14 protein-coding genes are annotated in these 13,717 nt (G+C 54.3%); 9 read left to right on the plus strand and 5 right to left on the minus strand.

The genetic code is table 11. The features are described 5' to 3' along the window. Window positions 1–229: 229 nt before the first annotated feature. Entirely contained in the window at window positions 230–1,201 is a 972-nt protein-coding gene (gene ispB / locus AB6V08_RS00445; RefSeq protein ID WP_368540697.1) for an octaprenyl diphosphate synthase, read from the minus strand. A gap of 257 nt (window positions 1,202–1,458) precedes the next feature. On the opposite strand from ispB, the gene rplU reads away from it, so the two are divergent. The 4 genes from rplU to cgtA all read left to right on the plus strand — a co-directional run bounded on the left by rplU (window position 1,459) and on the right by cgtA (window position 4,299). After that, window positions 1,459–1,770, plus strand: a complete 312-nt coding sequence (gene rplU, locus AB6V08_RS00450) for a 50S ribosomal protein L21 (RefSeq protein WP_003025032.1) — start codon at window positions 1,459–1,461, stop codon at window positions 1,768–1,770. A gap of 19 nt (window positions 1,771–1,789) precedes the next feature. After that, window positions 1,790–2,047, plus strand: a complete 258-nt coding sequence (rpmA, locus tag AB6V08_RS00455; RefSeq protein WP_004385076.1) for a 50S ribosomal protein L27 — start codon at window positions 1,790–1,792, stop codon at window positions 2,045–2,047. A 95-nt stretch (window positions 2,048–2,142) separates the two neighbouring features. Further along, complete coding sequence (locus tag AB6V08_RS00460; RefSeq protein ID WP_368540699.1) at window positions 2,143–3,108, plus strand: DMT family transporter; 966 nt, start codon at window positions 2,143–2,145, stop codon at window positions 3,106–3,108. Between the two features lie 15 nt (window positions 3,109–3,123). After that, a complete protein-coding gene (cgtA, locus tag AB6V08_RS00465) occupies window positions 3,124–4,299 on the plus strand; it encodes an Obg family GTPase CgtA (RefSeq protein WP_368540701.1) in 1,176 nt (391 codons plus the stop codon). A 34-nt stretch (window positions 4,300–4,333) separates the two neighbouring features. Here the strand turns inward: cgtA and pmrB are convergent, their stop codons facing one another. Genes pmrB through dacB form a run of 3 tightly spaced genes read right to left on the minus strand, consistent with a single transcriptional unit; the run spans window position 4,334 to window position 7,472 of the window. After that, window positions 4,334–5,377: a two-component system sensor histidine kinase PmrB gene (gene pmrB / locus AB6V08_RS00470; RefSeq protein WP_368540702.1), complete on the minus strand. Its 1,044-nt coding sequence runs from the start codon at window positions 5,375–5,377 to the stop codon at window positions 4,334–4,336. After that, window positions 5,374–6,036: a two-component system response regulator PmrA gene (gene pmrA, locus AB6V08_RS00475; protein ID WP_368540703.1), complete on the minus strand. Its 663-nt coding sequence runs from the start codon at window positions 6,034–6,036 to the stop codon at window positions 5,374–5,376. Before pmrA ends, pmrB begins: the two co-directional genes overlap by 4 nt. 2 nt (window positions 6,037–6,038) lie before the next feature. Continuing rightward, window positions 6,039–7,472: a serine-type D-Ala-D-Ala carboxypeptidase gene (gene dacB, locus AB6V08_RS00480; protein ID WP_368540704.1), complete on the minus strand. Its 1,434-nt coding sequence runs from the start codon at window positions 7,470–7,472 to the stop codon at window positions 6,039–6,041. 248 nt (window positions 7,473–7,720) lie between these two features. On the opposite strand from dacB, the gene greA reads away from it, so the two are divergent. After that, entirely contained in the window at window positions 7,721–8,197 is a 477-nt protein-coding gene (greA, locus tag AB6V08_RS00485; RefSeq protein WP_368540706.1) for a transcription elongation factor GreA, read from the plus strand. Window positions 8,198–8,348: 151 nt separating this feature from the next. Here the strand turns inward: greA and yhbY are convergent, their stop codons facing one another. Then, window positions 8,349–8,642: a ribosome assembly RNA-binding protein YhbY gene (gene yhbY, locus AB6V08_RS00490; protein ID WP_368540968.1), complete on the minus strand. Its 294-nt coding sequence runs from the start codon at window positions 8,640–8,642 to the stop codon at window positions 8,349–8,351. Between the two features lie 127 nt (window positions 8,643–8,769). Here yhbY and rlmE point away from each other — a divergent pair, with 127 nt between their 5' ends. The 4 genes from rlmE (at window position 8,770) to glmM (ending at window position 13,710) form a co-directional block, all read left to right on the plus strand. Continuing rightward, the gene (gene rlmE, locus AB6V08_RS00495; protein ID WP_003861812.1) at window positions 8,770–9,396 is read left to right on the plus strand and encodes a 23S rRNA (uridine(2552)-2'-O)-methyltransferase RlmE; all 627 of its coding nucleotides are present in this window, start codon (window positions 8,770–8,772) and stop codon (window positions 9,394–9,396) included. A 102-nt stretch (window positions 9,397–9,498) separates the two neighbouring features. Continuing rightward, window positions 9,499–11,433 (plus strand): ATP-dependent zinc metalloprotease FtsH, encoded by a 1,935-nt coding sequence (gene ftsH, locus AB6V08_RS00500; RefSeq protein ID WP_014833437.1) that lies wholly within the window; start codon window positions 9,499–9,501, stop codon window positions 11,431–11,433. 98 nt (window positions 11,434–11,531) lie between these two features. Continuing rightward, the gene (gene folP / locus AB6V08_RS00505) at window positions 11,532–12,380 is read left to right on the plus strand and encodes a dihydropteroate synthase (protein WP_368540707.1); all 849 of its coding nucleotides are present in this window, start codon (window positions 11,532–11,534) and stop codon (window positions 12,378–12,380) included. Next, window positions 12,373–13,710: a phosphoglucosamine mutase gene (gene glmM / locus AB6V08_RS00510; RefSeq protein ID WP_368540708.1), complete on the plus strand. Its 1,338-nt coding sequence runs from the start codon at window positions 12,373–12,375 to the stop codon at window positions 13,708–13,710. The genes folP and glmM overlap by 8 nt, the downstream gene beginning before the upstream one ends. The last annotated feature ends 7 nt before the right edge of the window (window positions 13,711–13,717 follow it).

The following is a 13,717-nucleotide window of genomic DNA, read 5'->3' on the forward strand; positions in this document are numbered from 1 at the left end:
AATGCTGTCCTTGTGTTCGTAAGCGTCCGCGCCAGTTCTCGTGAAATGGCCGCGTTACTATACCTTCTTCGAACAGCCGTTCTAAAAAGTTCGCATTACCGGAAGCAATATTCAGAATAAGACATAGCTTTATTCATGCGGCCTGTAAGCTGATGATTTAACATGAATATGGAATATTAGAGCACTTACTGGAAACTCCCCGCGACGTGCACGGGGAGGGGATGACGCATTAGCGATCGCGCTGAACGGCGATGTGGGCAAGACCAATTAACGCATCGCGCCATGGGCTGTCTGGGATAACCTGCAATGCTTCAATCGCTTTATCGGCTTCTTCTTCTGCACGCTGGCGCGTCCAGTCCAGTGAACCGCAGATAGCCATTGTTTCCAGTACAGGTTCCAGAAGATGTCGACCATTTCCCTGCTCGATAGCTTCACGGATCATTTTCGCCTGCTCCGGCGTTCCGTTGCGCATCGCGTGGAGCAGCGGCAGCGTCGGTTTACCTTCGTTGAGGTCGTCACCGACGTTTTTACCCAGCGTTTCGCCATCGGCGCTGTAGTCCAGCAGATCGTCGATCAGCTGGAACGCGGTGCCAAGATAGCGGCCATAGTCCTGTAAACCTTTTTCCTGCGCTTCAGTGCAACCGGCCAGGATCCCGGAACACTGCGCGGCCGCTTCAAACAGACGCGCCGTTTTGCTGTAGATAACGCGCATGTAGTTTTCTTCGGTGATGTCCGGATCGTTGACGTTCATCAGCTGCAGCACTTCACCTTCCGCAATGACGTTCACCGCTTCAGACATCACTTCAAGGACTTTAAGTGAGCCAAGGGAAGTCATCATCTGGAATGCGCGGGTATAGATAAAATCGCCCACCAGAACGCTTGCGGCGTTGCCAAAGGCGGCGTTTGCCGTTGCTTTACCACGACGCATGTCGGATTCATCCACCACGTCATCATGAAGCAGGGTCGCCGTGTGGATAAACTCGATCAGTGCCGCAATCGTGACATGCGCATTTCCCTGATAGCCAACGGATCTTGCCGCTAAAATGGCTATCATTGGACGAATACGTTTGCCGCCGCCGCTGACGATGTAATAGCCCAACTGATTGATCAGCTGAACGTCAGAGTTGAGTTGCTCCAGGATTGCTGCATTCACACCCGCCATATCTTGCGCGGTTAACTCGTTGATTTTTTCTAAATTCATCGCAAAAGCCGGGCTTTTTATCCTGTTTATCCCACATCAAATGGGTTAACGAAGGGTTTCGGTTTATCAATAGTATCGCTGATTGTACTGAAAAAACGGCTCAGATAAACGTTACCGTACGTGTTGTGTTTTTTTTCTTCATGTATTGATGGTAGCACTTGTCAAAGGCTCGCGTTTTGCGTAATATTCGCGCCCTATTGTGAATATTTATAGCGCACTCTGAATCACACGAGGATGTGCGCGGAAGCGGAGTTTATATGTACGCGGTTTTCCAAAGTGGTGGTAAACAACACCGAGTAAGCGAAGGTCAGACCGTTCGCCTGGAAAAGCTGGACATCGCAACTGGCGAATCTGTTGAATTCGCTGAAGTTCTGATGATCGCAAACGGTGAAGAAGTCAAAATCGGCGTTCCTTTCGTTGATGGCGGCGTTATCAAAGCTGAAGTTGTTGCTCATGGTCGTGGCGAGAAAGTTAAAATCGTTAAGTTTCGTCGTCGTAAGCACTACCGTAAGCAGCAGGGCCACCGTCAGTGGTTCACTGATGTGAAAATTACTGGCATCAGCGCCTAAGACCTGAGGAGAGATTTAAATGGCACATAAAAAGGCTGGCGGCTCCACACGTAACGGTCGCGATTCAGAAGCTAAACGCCTTGGCGTTAAGCGTTTCGGTGGCGAATCCGTTCTGGCGGGTAGCATCATCGTTCGTCAACGTGGTACCAAATTCCACGCTGGCAACAACGTAGGTTGCGGTCGTGACCACACTCTGTTTGCTAAAGCAGACGGTAAAGTGAAATTTGAAGTTAAAGGCCCGAACAACCGTAAATACATCAGCATCGTTGCTGAGTAAGGTTTTCTCGGTCCGGTAACGGATTAAAGCCCCGCACCCTGTTGCGGGGCTTTTTACATTGGAAACCCGGTAATTTTTCTGTAGGGAAAACGGGCATGAAGCAGCAGGCCGGCATTGGTATTCTTTTGGCGCTCACCACCGCAATGTGCTGGGGTGCGCTGCCAATTGCAATGAAGCAGGTACTGGAAGTCATGGAGCCACCCACAGTGGTGTTCTATCGCTTTCTCATGGCAAGCATTGGTCTTGGCGCTATCCTCGCCATTAAAGGCAAGCTTCCACCGCTGCATATCTTCCGTAAACCGCGCTGGCTGGTGCTACTGGCTATCGCAACGGGCGGTCTGTTCGGAAATTTCATTCTGTTCAGCTCTTCCCTGCAATATCTCAGCCCCACTGCTTCGCAGGTGATTGGTCAGCTTTCACCGGTGGGCATGATGGTCGCCAGCGTCTTCATCCTCAAAGAGAAGATGCGCGGCACGCAGATTATCGGGGCGAGCATGCTGCTGTGTGGTCTGGTGATGTTCTTCAACACCAGCCTGATCGAGATTTTCACCCGACTGACGGATTACACCTGGGGTGTGATTTTTGGTGTGGGTGCGGCAACGGTCTGGGTGAGCTACGGCGTCGCGCAAAAGGTGTTATTGCGGCGTCTTGCGTCACAGCAGATCCTCTTTTTGCTGTACACTTTATGTACGATAGCATTGCTGCCGTTAGCGAAGCCGGGCGTGATCGCTCAGCTCAGCGACTGGCAACTGGCGTGCCTCATTTTTTGTGGGCTTAACACGCTGGTCGGTTATGGCGCGCTGGCCGAAGCAATGGCGCGCTGGCAGGCAGCGCAGGTGAGCGCGTTAATCACGCTCACTCCGCTGTTTACGCTGTTATTTTCAGATTTGTTATCAATGGCCTGGCCCGATGTCTTCGTCAAGCCGATGCTCAACATGTTGGGTTATCTCGGTGCGTTTGTCGTGGTTGCGGGCGCGATGTATTCCGCCATTGGTCATCGTCTTTGGGGGCGTTGGCGCAAAAATGAAGCGGTAATTGTAGTCCCCCGCTCAGGCGAATGAGTTACGGAGAGTAAAATGAAGTTTGTTGATGAAGCAACGATCCTGGTCGTAGCAGGTGATGGCGGCAATGGTTGCGTGAGCTTCCGCCGTGAAAAATACATTCCACGTGGCGGCCCTGACGGCGGCGACGGTGGAGATGGTGGTGACGTGTGGTTAGAGGCGGACGAAAACCTCAACACGCTGATCGACTACCGTTTTGAAAAATCTTTCCGCGCCGAGCGTGGCCAGAATGGTCAGAGCCGCGACTGTACCGGTAAACGTGGTAAAGACGTCACCATCAAAGTGCCTGTCGGAACGCGCGTTATCGATCAGGGCACTGGCGAGACTATGGGTGATATGACCAAACACGGTCAGCGCCTGATGGTTGCGAAAGGCGGCTGGCACGGTCTGGGTAACAGCCGTTTCAAATCCTCCGTTAACCGTACTCCGCGTCAAAAAACGATGGGTACGCCGGGCGATAAGCGCGACCTGCAGCTGGAGCTGATGCTTCTGGCTGATGTCGGTATGCTGGGAATGCCAAACGCCGGTAAATCGACCTTTATCCGCGCGGTCTCTGCCGCCAAGCCTAAAGTCGCGGACTATCCGTTTACGACGCTGGTGCCGAGCCTGGGCGTTGTCCGTATGGATAACGAGAAGAGCTTCGTGGTGGCGGACATTCCGGGTCTGATCGAAGGCGCAGCGGAAGGCGCGGGTCTGGGTATTCGCTTCCTGAAGCACCTTGAGCGCTGCCGCGTGCTGCTGCACCTCATCGATATCGATCCAATCGACGGTTCCGATCCGGTTGAAAACGCCCGCATTATCATCGGCGAGCTGGAAAAATACAGCGAGAAGCTGGCGTCCAAACCACGCTGGCTGGTCTTCAACAAGATCGACCTGATGGATAAAGCCGAAGCCGAAGCGAAAGCAAAAGCGATCGCCGAAGCAATGGGCTGGGAAGATAAATACTATCTGATCTCCGCGGCAAGCCAGGTCGGCGTGAAAGATCTCTGCTGGGATGTGATGACCTTTATCATCGAAAACCCGGTTGTTCAGGCCGAAGAAGCGAAGCAGCCTGAAAAAGTCGAATTCATGTGGGATGACTACCACCGCCAGCAGCTCGAAGAGCTGGAAGGTGAAGAAGATGATGAAGACTGGGACGATGACTGGGATGAAGACGACGAAGAAGGCGTCGAGTTCATCTACAAGCACTAATCTCATTAAAAAGCCCCCGTTCTGGGGGCTTTTTTTAGCTCAACGTTGAGGGCAACCAGCAGCTGGCGATCAGGCCGCCCTCGGCACCATTCTCAAGCGTCAGCTTGCCGTGGTGGAGCTGCACGATGCGCTGCACGATGCTCAGCCCCAGGCCGCTGCCGCCGTAGCGCTGATCAAGGCGGCGGAACGGCTCGGTGATGGACTGGCGGTGGGCTTCGTCAATGCCCTGCCCCTGATCGATAACGCTGACCTGCGTCCCGCCCTCCCGCTGCGCGAGCCTGACCTCAATGGTCGTACCGATCGGGCTATAGCGCGCCGCATTCTCCAGTAAGTTTCTCAGCATCAAACGCAGCAACACCGCGTCTCCCTGTACGGTCAGCGGGCTATCGTCCGGCCAAACTAAAGTGTGCTCTTTGGCCTCGTGACCAAGCCCGAGCGGCGCGATAATGTCCTCAGTCCAGACCAGAGTGTCATAATGCCCGCTGGCCATCGCCTGACCGGCACGCGCCAGCATCAGCAGCTGTTCCACGGTGTGCATCAGCTGATCGATGCGGTTTATCAGCGTGTTGGCCTGCGGAGAACCGGACTGGGCCATCAGCTCCAGGTGCAGCCTGATCCCCGCAAGCGGCGTGCGCAGCTCGTGGGCGGCATCGGCGGTGAAAAGCCGTTCCTGCTGGATAGTGTGATCAAGTCGGGCGAGAAGCTGGTTCAGGGAGGTTGTGACCGCACCAATCTCCTCCATGTCGGAATACATTGGCACGGGAGTCAGATTATCCGCCGAACGATTGGCGAGGCTATCGCGCAGCTTATTCAGCGGGCGGGTGATCCAGGTTACGGCCCAGAATGAGAAGAGAAGGGTAAAGCCAACCATTACCAGCGACGGCACCAGCAGCGAGGCAATGGCTTCGCGGATCTCTTTCTCGACGTGGTTGTTACGTGCCTTTGCCGACAGCGTTTCGCTCACCAGAAAACCAATTTGCTCCCGGCTTTCATGCCACAGCCAGACCACGCTTATCAGCTGGAAAAACAACAAAATGACCGCCAGCAAAACCATTAATCGCCGACGCATACTGTTCATTTCTGGCTCTCCAGACGATAGCCCACGCCGCGCACGGTTTTAATGCGATCTTTGCCCAGCTTGCGGCGCAAGTTGTGAATATGCACTTCGAGGGTGTTCGAGCCCGGATCGTCCTGCCAGGAGTAGATATCCTGCTGCAGCGTTTCGCGATGCACCGTCTGGCCGCTGCGCATGATCAGGCGCGTCAGCAGGGCGAACTCTTTCGGCGTGACTTCAACGGGCTGTGCGTTGCGCAGAACCTGCTGGGTTTGCAGGTTTAACGTAATGTCGCCGTCGATCAGCAGGTTATCGCTGTGGCCCTGATAGCGGCGGATCAGCGCCCGGGCGCGCGCCTGAAGTTCAGCAAGGGCAAAGGGCTTAACCAGATAATCATCCGCGCCGGAATCAAGGCCGTTAATCCGGTCTTCCAGCGCGTCGCGGGCTGTGAGGATCAGCACCGGATTGGCAATACCCCGGCGGCGCCACTGGCTCAGCAGCGTTGCGCCGTCTTTATCCGGTAAGCCGAGATCGAGGATCACGAGGCTGTATTCACCGCTTTGAATCAGGGAGTCTGCTTCCGCGGCCGTTGCCGCGCAGTCCAGCGCGTAACCTTCGCTGGTCAGCGCCAGGGCTAACCCCTCCTGCAACAACAGATCGTCTTCAACAATGAGTAATTTCATCACTAGTTATTCTGGTAGATGTCTTTGTAGAGCCTGCTCTCAAAGCGTACCAGCGGGATACGACGATTGCGCTGGTCAGTCGGTTCGACAGCATAGCCGGAAAGATACTGCACGAATGCCATGCGCTGTCCGCTGGCGGTGGTGATAAAACCGGCAAGGTTATACACGCCCTGCAATGAACCTGTTTTGGCGGAAACTTTGCCATCGACGCCCGCAGCGTGAAGCCCGGCGCGGTACTGAAGTGAACCATCGTGTCCGGCGAGCGGCAGCATAGAGATAAAGTTTAGCTCAGTGTCGTGTTGGGCAATGTACTGAAGCACCTGCATCATCGTGGCCGGGGAAATCAGGTTATGGCGAGACAGGCCGGAGCCGTCGACCGCAATGGTATTGCCGAGATCGATTCCCGCCTGCTGACGCAGGATCTGACGCACGGCGTCGGAGCCCGCGCGCCACGTGCCCGGCACGCCGAAGCGGGCATGACCAATCATGCGGAACACGGTATCGGCGATCATGTTGTCGGATTTTTTCAGCATGATCCGCAGCAGATCGTGCAGCGGCGCGGACTGCTTGCTGGCGATCACCGTGCCAGGCTGGTTAACCTGCGTCTGGCGCAGCAGCGTGCCGCTGTAGGTGATGCCGGCCTGCTTAAGTTCATCTTTAATAATCGCCCCGGCATAGCCCGCACCGTCCTGAATGGCAAAGGCCAGCGGGAGCGGATCGGCGCGCTGGGTCAGGCAGCCGGTGAGCGTAAAGCGGTTAAGATCGCCGGGAACCACGTCCAGCTCGCAATACTGCGCATCCGGCGAGCCCTTCGCCAGCGTGCGGACCTGGCTGAACATTGTCACCGGGTAGTATGACGCCACGCGGATAAACGCTAAATCATCCGGCTTTGGGGCGCTGTAGAGCGACACCGAGAAGCAGTTACGATCGACAATCGCGGCGGCGGGCGGGGCGCTGAAGCACTGCGTCATGTCGTTCCACGGCCAGCCCGGCGCTTTGTCGTGGCTGGCAAAAATGGAGGTGTCGATGAGCACGTTGCCTTCAATTTGCTGAACGCCGGATTTTTTCAGCACCGCAACCATATTGCGGATATCCTGACGTTTTAAGGTCGGATCGCCGCCAAATCGGGCAATCAGGTCGCCTTTCAGCACGCCACCGTCGACATTGCCTTTGCTTTCAAGGGTGGTCGTAAAACGGAAATTGGGTCCAAGCTGAAGCAGGGCGGCGAGGCCGGTAATGACCTTCTGGGTACTGGCGGGCAGCGCCATCTGCTGGCTGTGATAATCGATATCAGGCGTCTGGGCTCCGACCTTTTGCACGACTAATGCAAGGTTAGCGCCTGCGGGCAGCTGATTAATGTACTCGTCGACATTCGCGGCCTGGACGGTGAACGTTAAACTGGTAGTCAATCCGATGATAAATCTGGAAAATCGCATAATCTCGCGCTAACAACCCGGAAACAAACCGCCATACTACGGCGCATCGCCCTGCAAAGTAAACGATGACCCATAGTGAACTTCGCGTTAAAATGCGTATCAAATTGAAAAATTGCTGCTGGCCTGGGGCTTCGCTTCCGGGTCGGTTTTCTTTTTGCTTCTGGCCCGCTCATGGTAGCAACGTCGTGGGAACAGGGGCCGGGGCGGGTGACGCTGCTCCCAACAGGAATGTTTAAGAGGTATAACAAATGCAAGCTATTCCGATGACCTTACGTGGTGCCGAAAAACTGCGCGAAGAGCTGGATTTCCTGAAATCCGTTCGTCGTCCTGAAATCATCGCCGCTATCGCGGATGCGCGCGAGCATGGCGACCTGAAAGAGAATGCTGAATACCACGCAGCGCGTGAGCAGCAGGGTTTCTGCGAAGGGCGTATCAAAGATATCGAAGCGAAGCTGTCAAATGCACAGGTTATTGATATCACGAAAATGCCAAACAATGGTCGCGTCATCTTCGGCTGCACCGTGACCGTGTTGAACCTCGACAATGACGAAGAGCAGACTTACCGCATCGTGGGCGATGACGAAGCCGACTTCAAACAGAACCTGATTTCCGTGAACTCACCAATTGCGCGCGGTCTGATCGGCAAAGAGCAGGACGATGTGGTTGTCATCCGTACGCCTGGCGGCGAAGTAGAATACGAAATTATTAAGGTTGAATACCTGTAATTCGCTTCTACGCTAAGATGTTGATACATTGTAAAGAAAGGAAAAAGGCCGCATAGCGGCCTTTTATCAACTCAAGGAGCGTGGCATTTTGCTCACCTGCTGACAGAAATCCCTCGTTTTACACAGAAAATGTGTTTAATTGAGGATATTCTTAGCGTGGCAGCGAGATTTTACGCTCTTTAGATGGGCGGTAGAGCACCAGCGTTTTACCGATGACCTGTACATTACAGGCACCGGATTCGCGCACGATGGCTTCCACGATCAGGTTTTTAGTGTCTCTGTCTTCAGAGGCGATTTTCACCTTGATCAGCTCGTGGTGTTCCAGCGCTTGTTCAATCTCGGCAAGCACCCCTTCGGTCAAACCATTGTTGCCAAGCATGACTACAGGCTTGAGCGGATGTGCCAGACCTTTAAGGTGCTGTTTTTGTTTAGTACTCAGATTCATCGTATATTTTTGCTTACGTTGGGATTGAAAACGGTTCATTCTACCGCCATCTCCCTTATATCGCCAAATAGCTGCGTAGAAATTTACGTCACAGGCAAGCAACGATGAACCAGGACGGAAATGTTAAATGACAGGTAAAAAGCGTTCTGCCAGCTCCAGCCGCTGGCTACAGGAACACTTTAGCGATAAATATGTTCAACAGGCGCAGAAAAAAGGGTTGCGTTCCCGCGCCTGGTTTAAACTTGATGAAATACAGCAAAGTGACAAACTTTTTAAGCCGGGAATGACAGTTGTCGACCTCGGTGCAGCACCTGGCGGATGGTCCCAGTATGCGGTAACGCAGATCGGCGGCACGGGCCGAATCATCGCATGCGATCTTTTACCAATGGATCCTATTGTCGGTGTGGACTTCCTTCAGGGTGATTTTCGTGATGAATTAGTGCTGAAAGCGTTACTTGATCGTGTAGGTGACAGTAAGGTCCAGGTTGTCATGTCTGATATGGCACCAAATATGTGTGGAACACCGGCGGTGGATATCCCCCGCGCCATGTATCTGGTGGAGCTAGCGTTAGAAATGTGTCGTGATGTACTAGCGCCTGGTGGTAGTTTTGTTGTGAAGGTGTTTCAGGGCGAAGGTTTCGAGGAGTATCTTAAGGAAATTCGCTCCCTGTTTGCGAAGGTTAAAGTTCGTAAGCCGGACTCTTCCCGAGCGCGTTCTCGAGAAGTGTATATTGTAGCGACCGGGCGAAAATGATAACCGGAGGATTTCAGACGAAAGTTTGAATGAAACTGGATATAGAGTATCCTGACGCTGTTTTTAACACAGTTGTAATATGAGGTTAATCCCTTGAGTGACATGGCGAAAAACCTAATACTCTGGCTGGTCATTGCCGTTGTGCTGATGTCAGTATTCCAGAGCTTTGGGCCCAGCGAGTCGAATGGCCGCAAGGTGGATTATTCTACCTTCCTGCAAGAGGTCAACCAGGACCAGGTTCGCGAAGCGCGTATCAACGGACGTGAGATCAACGTTACCAAGAAAGATAGTAACCGTTACACGACCTACATCCCGGTGAACGATCCTAAGCTGCTTGATAACCTTCTGACTAAAAACGTCAAAGTGGTAGGCGAGCCGCCAGAAGAGCCAAGCCTGCTGGCTTCTATCTTCATTTCCTGGTTCCCGATGCTGCTTCTTATCGGCGTCTGGATCTTCTTTATGCGTCAAATGCAGGGCGGCGGTGGCAAAGGTGCCATGTCGTTCGGTAAGAGCAAGGCGCGTATGCTGACGGAAGACCAGATCAAGACCACCTTCGCGGATGTCGCAGGTTGTGACGAAGCGAAAGAAGAAGTGGGTGAACTGGTAGAATACCTGCGCGAACCGAGCCGTTTCCAGAAGCTGGGCGGTAAGATCCCGAAAGGCGTTCTGATGGTTGGTCCTCCAGGTACCGGTAAAACCCTGCTGGCGAAAGCCATCGCGGGTGAAGCGAAAGTACCTTTCTTTACTATTTCTGGTTCTGACTTCGTAGAAATGTTCGTGGGCGTGGGTGCATCTCGTGTGCGTGACATGTTCGAACAGGCTAAGAAGGCGGCACCGTGCATTATCTTCATCGATGAAATCGACGCCGTAGGCCGCCAGCGTGGCGCAGGTCTTGGCGGTGGTCACGATGAACGTGAGCAGACGCTGAACCAGATGCTGGTTGAGATGGATGGCTTCGAAGGTAACGAAGGTATCATCGTTATCGCGGCAACTAACCGTCCAGACGTCCTTGACCCGGCGCTGCTGCGTCCAGGCCGTTTCGACCGTCAGGTTGTTGTGGGCCTGCCGGATGTTCGCGGTCGTGAACAGATTCTGAAAGTACACATGCGTCGCGTACCGCTGGCGCCAGATATCGACGCGGCAATCATTGCGCGTGGTACTCCGGGCTTCTCCGGTGCGGATCTGGCTAACCTGGTCAACGAAGCGGCCCTGTTTGCTGCTCGCGGCAACAAGCGCGTGGTGTCCATGGTGGAATTCGAAAAAGCGAAAGACAAAATCATGATGGGTGCGGAACGTCGCTCCATGGTGATGACGGAAGCGCAGAAAGAGTCCACGGCGTACCACGAAGCAGGTCACGCGATTATCGGTCGCCTGGTGCCGGAACACGATCCGGTACACAAAGTGACGATTATTCCTCGTGGTCGTGCTCTGGGCGTAACATTCTTCCTGCCAGAAGGTGATGCGATCAGCGCCAGCCGCCAGAAGCTGGAAAGTCAGATTTCTACGCTGTACGGCGGTCGTCTGGCTGAAGAGATTATCTACGGTGCAGAACATGTTTCTACCGGTGCGTCTAACGACATTAAAGTCGCGACTAACCTGGCGCGTAACATGGTGACCCAATGGGGCTTCTCCGACAAACTCGGTCCACTGCTTTACGCAGAGGAAGAGGGCGAAGTATTCCTGGGCCGCTCTGTAGCGAAAGCGAAACATATGTCCGATGAAACGGCACGTATCATCGACCAGGAAGTGAAAGCGCTGATCGAACGTAACTACGGTCGTGCTCGTCAGATCCTGAACGACAATATGGACATTCTGCATTCGATGAAAGATGCGCTCATGAAATATGAGACCATCGATGCTCCGCAGATTGACGACCTGATGGCTCGCCGCGAAGTGCGTCCGCCAGCAGGCTGGGAAGACCCAGGCGCTTCCAACAATTCTGACAATAATGGCACCCCTCGTGCGCCACGTCCGGTTGATGAACCGCGTACGCCGAACCCGGGCAACACTATGTCAGAGCAGTTGGGCGATAAGTAAGTCACTGCTGTTGATGATATTGTCTGTACCTGAAACCCTGGAGCTTGCTCCGGGGTTTTTCTTTTTCGTTAAACCATACTAATACCAGGGATTTCGCCATGAAACTTTTCGCCCAGGACTCGCATCTCGATCTCTCTCATCCGCATGTGATGGGCATTTTGAATGTAACGCCTGACTCCTTCTCCGACGGTGGCACGCACAACACGCTGATCGAGGCGGTTAAGCACGCCAATTTGATGATCAATGCGGGCGCCACCATCATTGACGTGGGAGGGGAGTCAACGCGTCCTGGCGCGGCTAAGGTATCGGTTGAAGAGGAGCTGGCGCGCGTTGTCCCGGTTGTTGAAGCCATTGCTCAGCGTTTTGAAGTCTGGATCTCCGTTGATACCTCTAAGCCAGAAGTGATCCGCGAAGTCGCGCGAGTGGGCGCTCACATCATTAATGATATTCGCTCGCTCACCGAGCCGGGCGCGCTGGAAGCAGCAGCGGAAACCGGTCTGCCGGTTTGCCTGATGCACATGCAGGGGCAGCCGAAAACGATGCAGGAAGCACCGAAATATGCTGACGTGTTTGCAGACGTAAACCGTTTCTTTATTGAGCATATTGAGCGCTGCGAACGTGCTGGCATCGCAAAAGAGAAATTGCTGCTCGACCCGGGGTTCGGTTTCGGTAAAAATCTCTCCCACAACTATGAGCTGCTTGCGCGCTTATCAGAATTTCACCAATTTGGCCTGCCGCTGCTTGTTGGCATGTCGAGAAAGTCGATGATTGGACAATTGTTGAACGTTGGGCCGAGCGAACGCTTGAGCGGGAGCCTGGCCTGTGCGGTTATTGCAGCGATGCAAGGCGCGCACATTATCCGTGTCCATGACGTCAAAGAGACAGTAGAAGCCATGCGTGTGGTCGAAGCCACCCTGGCAGCGAAGGAAAACAAACGCTATGAGTAATCGTAAGTATTTTGGTACCGATGGTATCCGTGGGCGCGTAGGCGATGCTCCAATCACCCCTGACTTTGTGCTGAAGCTGGGCTGGGCGGCCGGCAAGGTGCTGGCGCGTCACGGTTCACGTAAAATTATTATCGGTAAAGACACCCGTATTTCTGGCTACATGCTGGAATCCGCGCTGGAAGCCGGTCTGGCTGCGGCAGGGTTATCTGCCTCCTTCACGGGCCCAATGCCTACGCCTGCTGTGGCCTACCTGACTCGCGCCTTCCGCGCTGAAGCAGGGATTGTTATTTCCGCCTCGCATAACCCGTTTTATGACAACGGCATCAAATTCTTCTCAATCGACGGCACCAAATTGCCGGATGAAGTCGAAGAGGCGATTGAGGCTGAGATGGAAAAAGAGATCACCTGCGTCGACTCTGCCGAGTTGGGTAAAGCCAGCCGCATCGTGGATGCTGCGGGTCGCTATATCGAATTCTGCAAAGGCACGTTCCCAAACGAGCTGAGCCTGAGCCATCTCAAAATTGTGGTGGACTGCGCAAACGGTGCGACCTACCACATCGCGCCGAATGTGTTCCGCGAGCTGGGCGCGAAAGTGATTGCTATCGGCTGCGAGCCTGACGGACTGAATATCAACGAAGAAGTCGGGGCCACGGACGTGCGCGCTCTGCAGGCGCGCGTGCTGGCTGAAAAGGCGGACATTGGTATTGCGCTTGACGGCGACGGCGACCGCGTGATCATGGTTGACCACGAAGGTAATAAGGTCGATGGCGATCAGATCCTCTACATCATCGCCCGTGAAGGGCTCCGTCAGGGTCAGCTGCGCGGCGGTGCGGTTGGGACGCTGATGAGCAACATGGGTCTGGAGCTGGCGCTGAAGCAACTGGGTATCCCGTTTGCGCGCGCTAAGGTTGGCGACCGCTACGTGCTGGAAAAACTCCAGGAGAAAGGCTGGCGCATCGGGGCGGAAAATTCCGGCCACGTTATCCTGCTCGACAAAACCACGACCGGTGACGGCATCGTGGCCGGGCTTCAGGTTGTGGCGGCGATGGTTCGCAACAACATGAGCCTGCACGATCTGTGTAGCGGAATGAAAATGTTCCCGCAGATCCTGGTTAACGTTCGCTTTACTGACGGGCGCGGCGATCCGCTCGAAAACGCCAACGTGAAAGCGGTGATGGCAGATGTGGAATCCGCGCTTGGCAACCGTGGGCGCGTGCTGCTGCGTAAGTCCGGTACCGAGCCGCTGATCCGCGTTATGGTGGAAGGTGAAGACGAAGCGCAGGTGACTGAATTTGCTCACCGTATCGCTGACGCGGTAAAAGCTGCATAAGTTTGCA

This window comes from Enterobacter soli, from assembly GCF_964208575.1.
Classification (GTDB): Bacteria; Pseudomonadota; Gammaproteobacteria; order Enterobacterales; family Enterobacteriaceae; genus Enterobacter; species Enterobacter soli_A.

Coding starts and splice junctions, on each gene's coding strand:
- rplU (WP_003025032.1), top strand. CDS start 1,459: ATGTACGCGGTTTTCCAAAGTGGTGGTAAACAACACCGAGTAAGCGAA.
- dacB (WP_368540704.1), bottom strand. CDS start 7,472: ATGCGATTTTCCAGATTTATCATCGGATTGACTACCAGTTTAACGTTC.
- folP (WP_368540707.1), top strand. CDS start 11,532: ATGAAACTTTTCGCCCAGGACTCGCATCTCGATCTCTCTCATCCGCAT.
- rpmA (WP_004385076.1), top strand. CDS start 1,790: ATGGCACATAAAAAGGCTGGCGGCTCCACACGTAACGGTCGCGATTCA.
- AB6V08_RS00460 (WP_368540699.1), top strand. CDS start 2,143: ATGAAGCAGCAGGCCGGCATTGGTATTCTTTTGGCGCTCACCACCGCA.
- pmrB (WP_368540702.1), bottom strand. CDS start 5,377: ATGAACAGTATGCGTCGGCGATTAATGGTTTTGCTGGCGGTCATTTTG.
- glmM (WP_368540708.1), top strand. CDS start 12,373: ATGAGTAATCGTAAGTATTTTGGTACCGATGGTATCCGTGGGCGCGTA.
- ftsH (WP_014833437.1), top strand. CDS start 9,499: ATGGCGAAAAACCTAATACTCTGGCTGGTCATTGCCGTTGTGCTGATG.
- yhbY (WP_368540968.1), bottom strand. CDS start 8,642: ATGAATCTGAGTACTAAACAAAAACAGCACCTTAAAGGTCTGGCACAT.
- cgtA (WP_368540701.1), top strand. CDS start 3,124: ATGAAGTTTGTTGATGAAGCAACGATCCTGGTCGTAGCAGGTGATGGC.
- rlmE (WP_003861812.1), top strand. CDS start 8,770: ATGACAGGTAAAAAGCGTTCTGCCAGCTCCAGCCGCTGGCTACAGGAA.
- greA (WP_368540706.1), top strand. CDS start 7,721: ATGCAAGCTATTCCGATGACCTTACGTGGTGCCGAAAAACTGCGCGAA.
- pmrA (WP_368540703.1), bottom strand. CDS start 6,036: ATGAAATTACTCATTGTTGAAGACGATCTGTTGTTGCAGGAGGGGTTA.
- ispB (WP_368540697.1), bottom strand. CDS start 1,201: ATGAATTTAGAAAAAATCAACGAGTTAACCGCGCAAGATATGGCGGGT.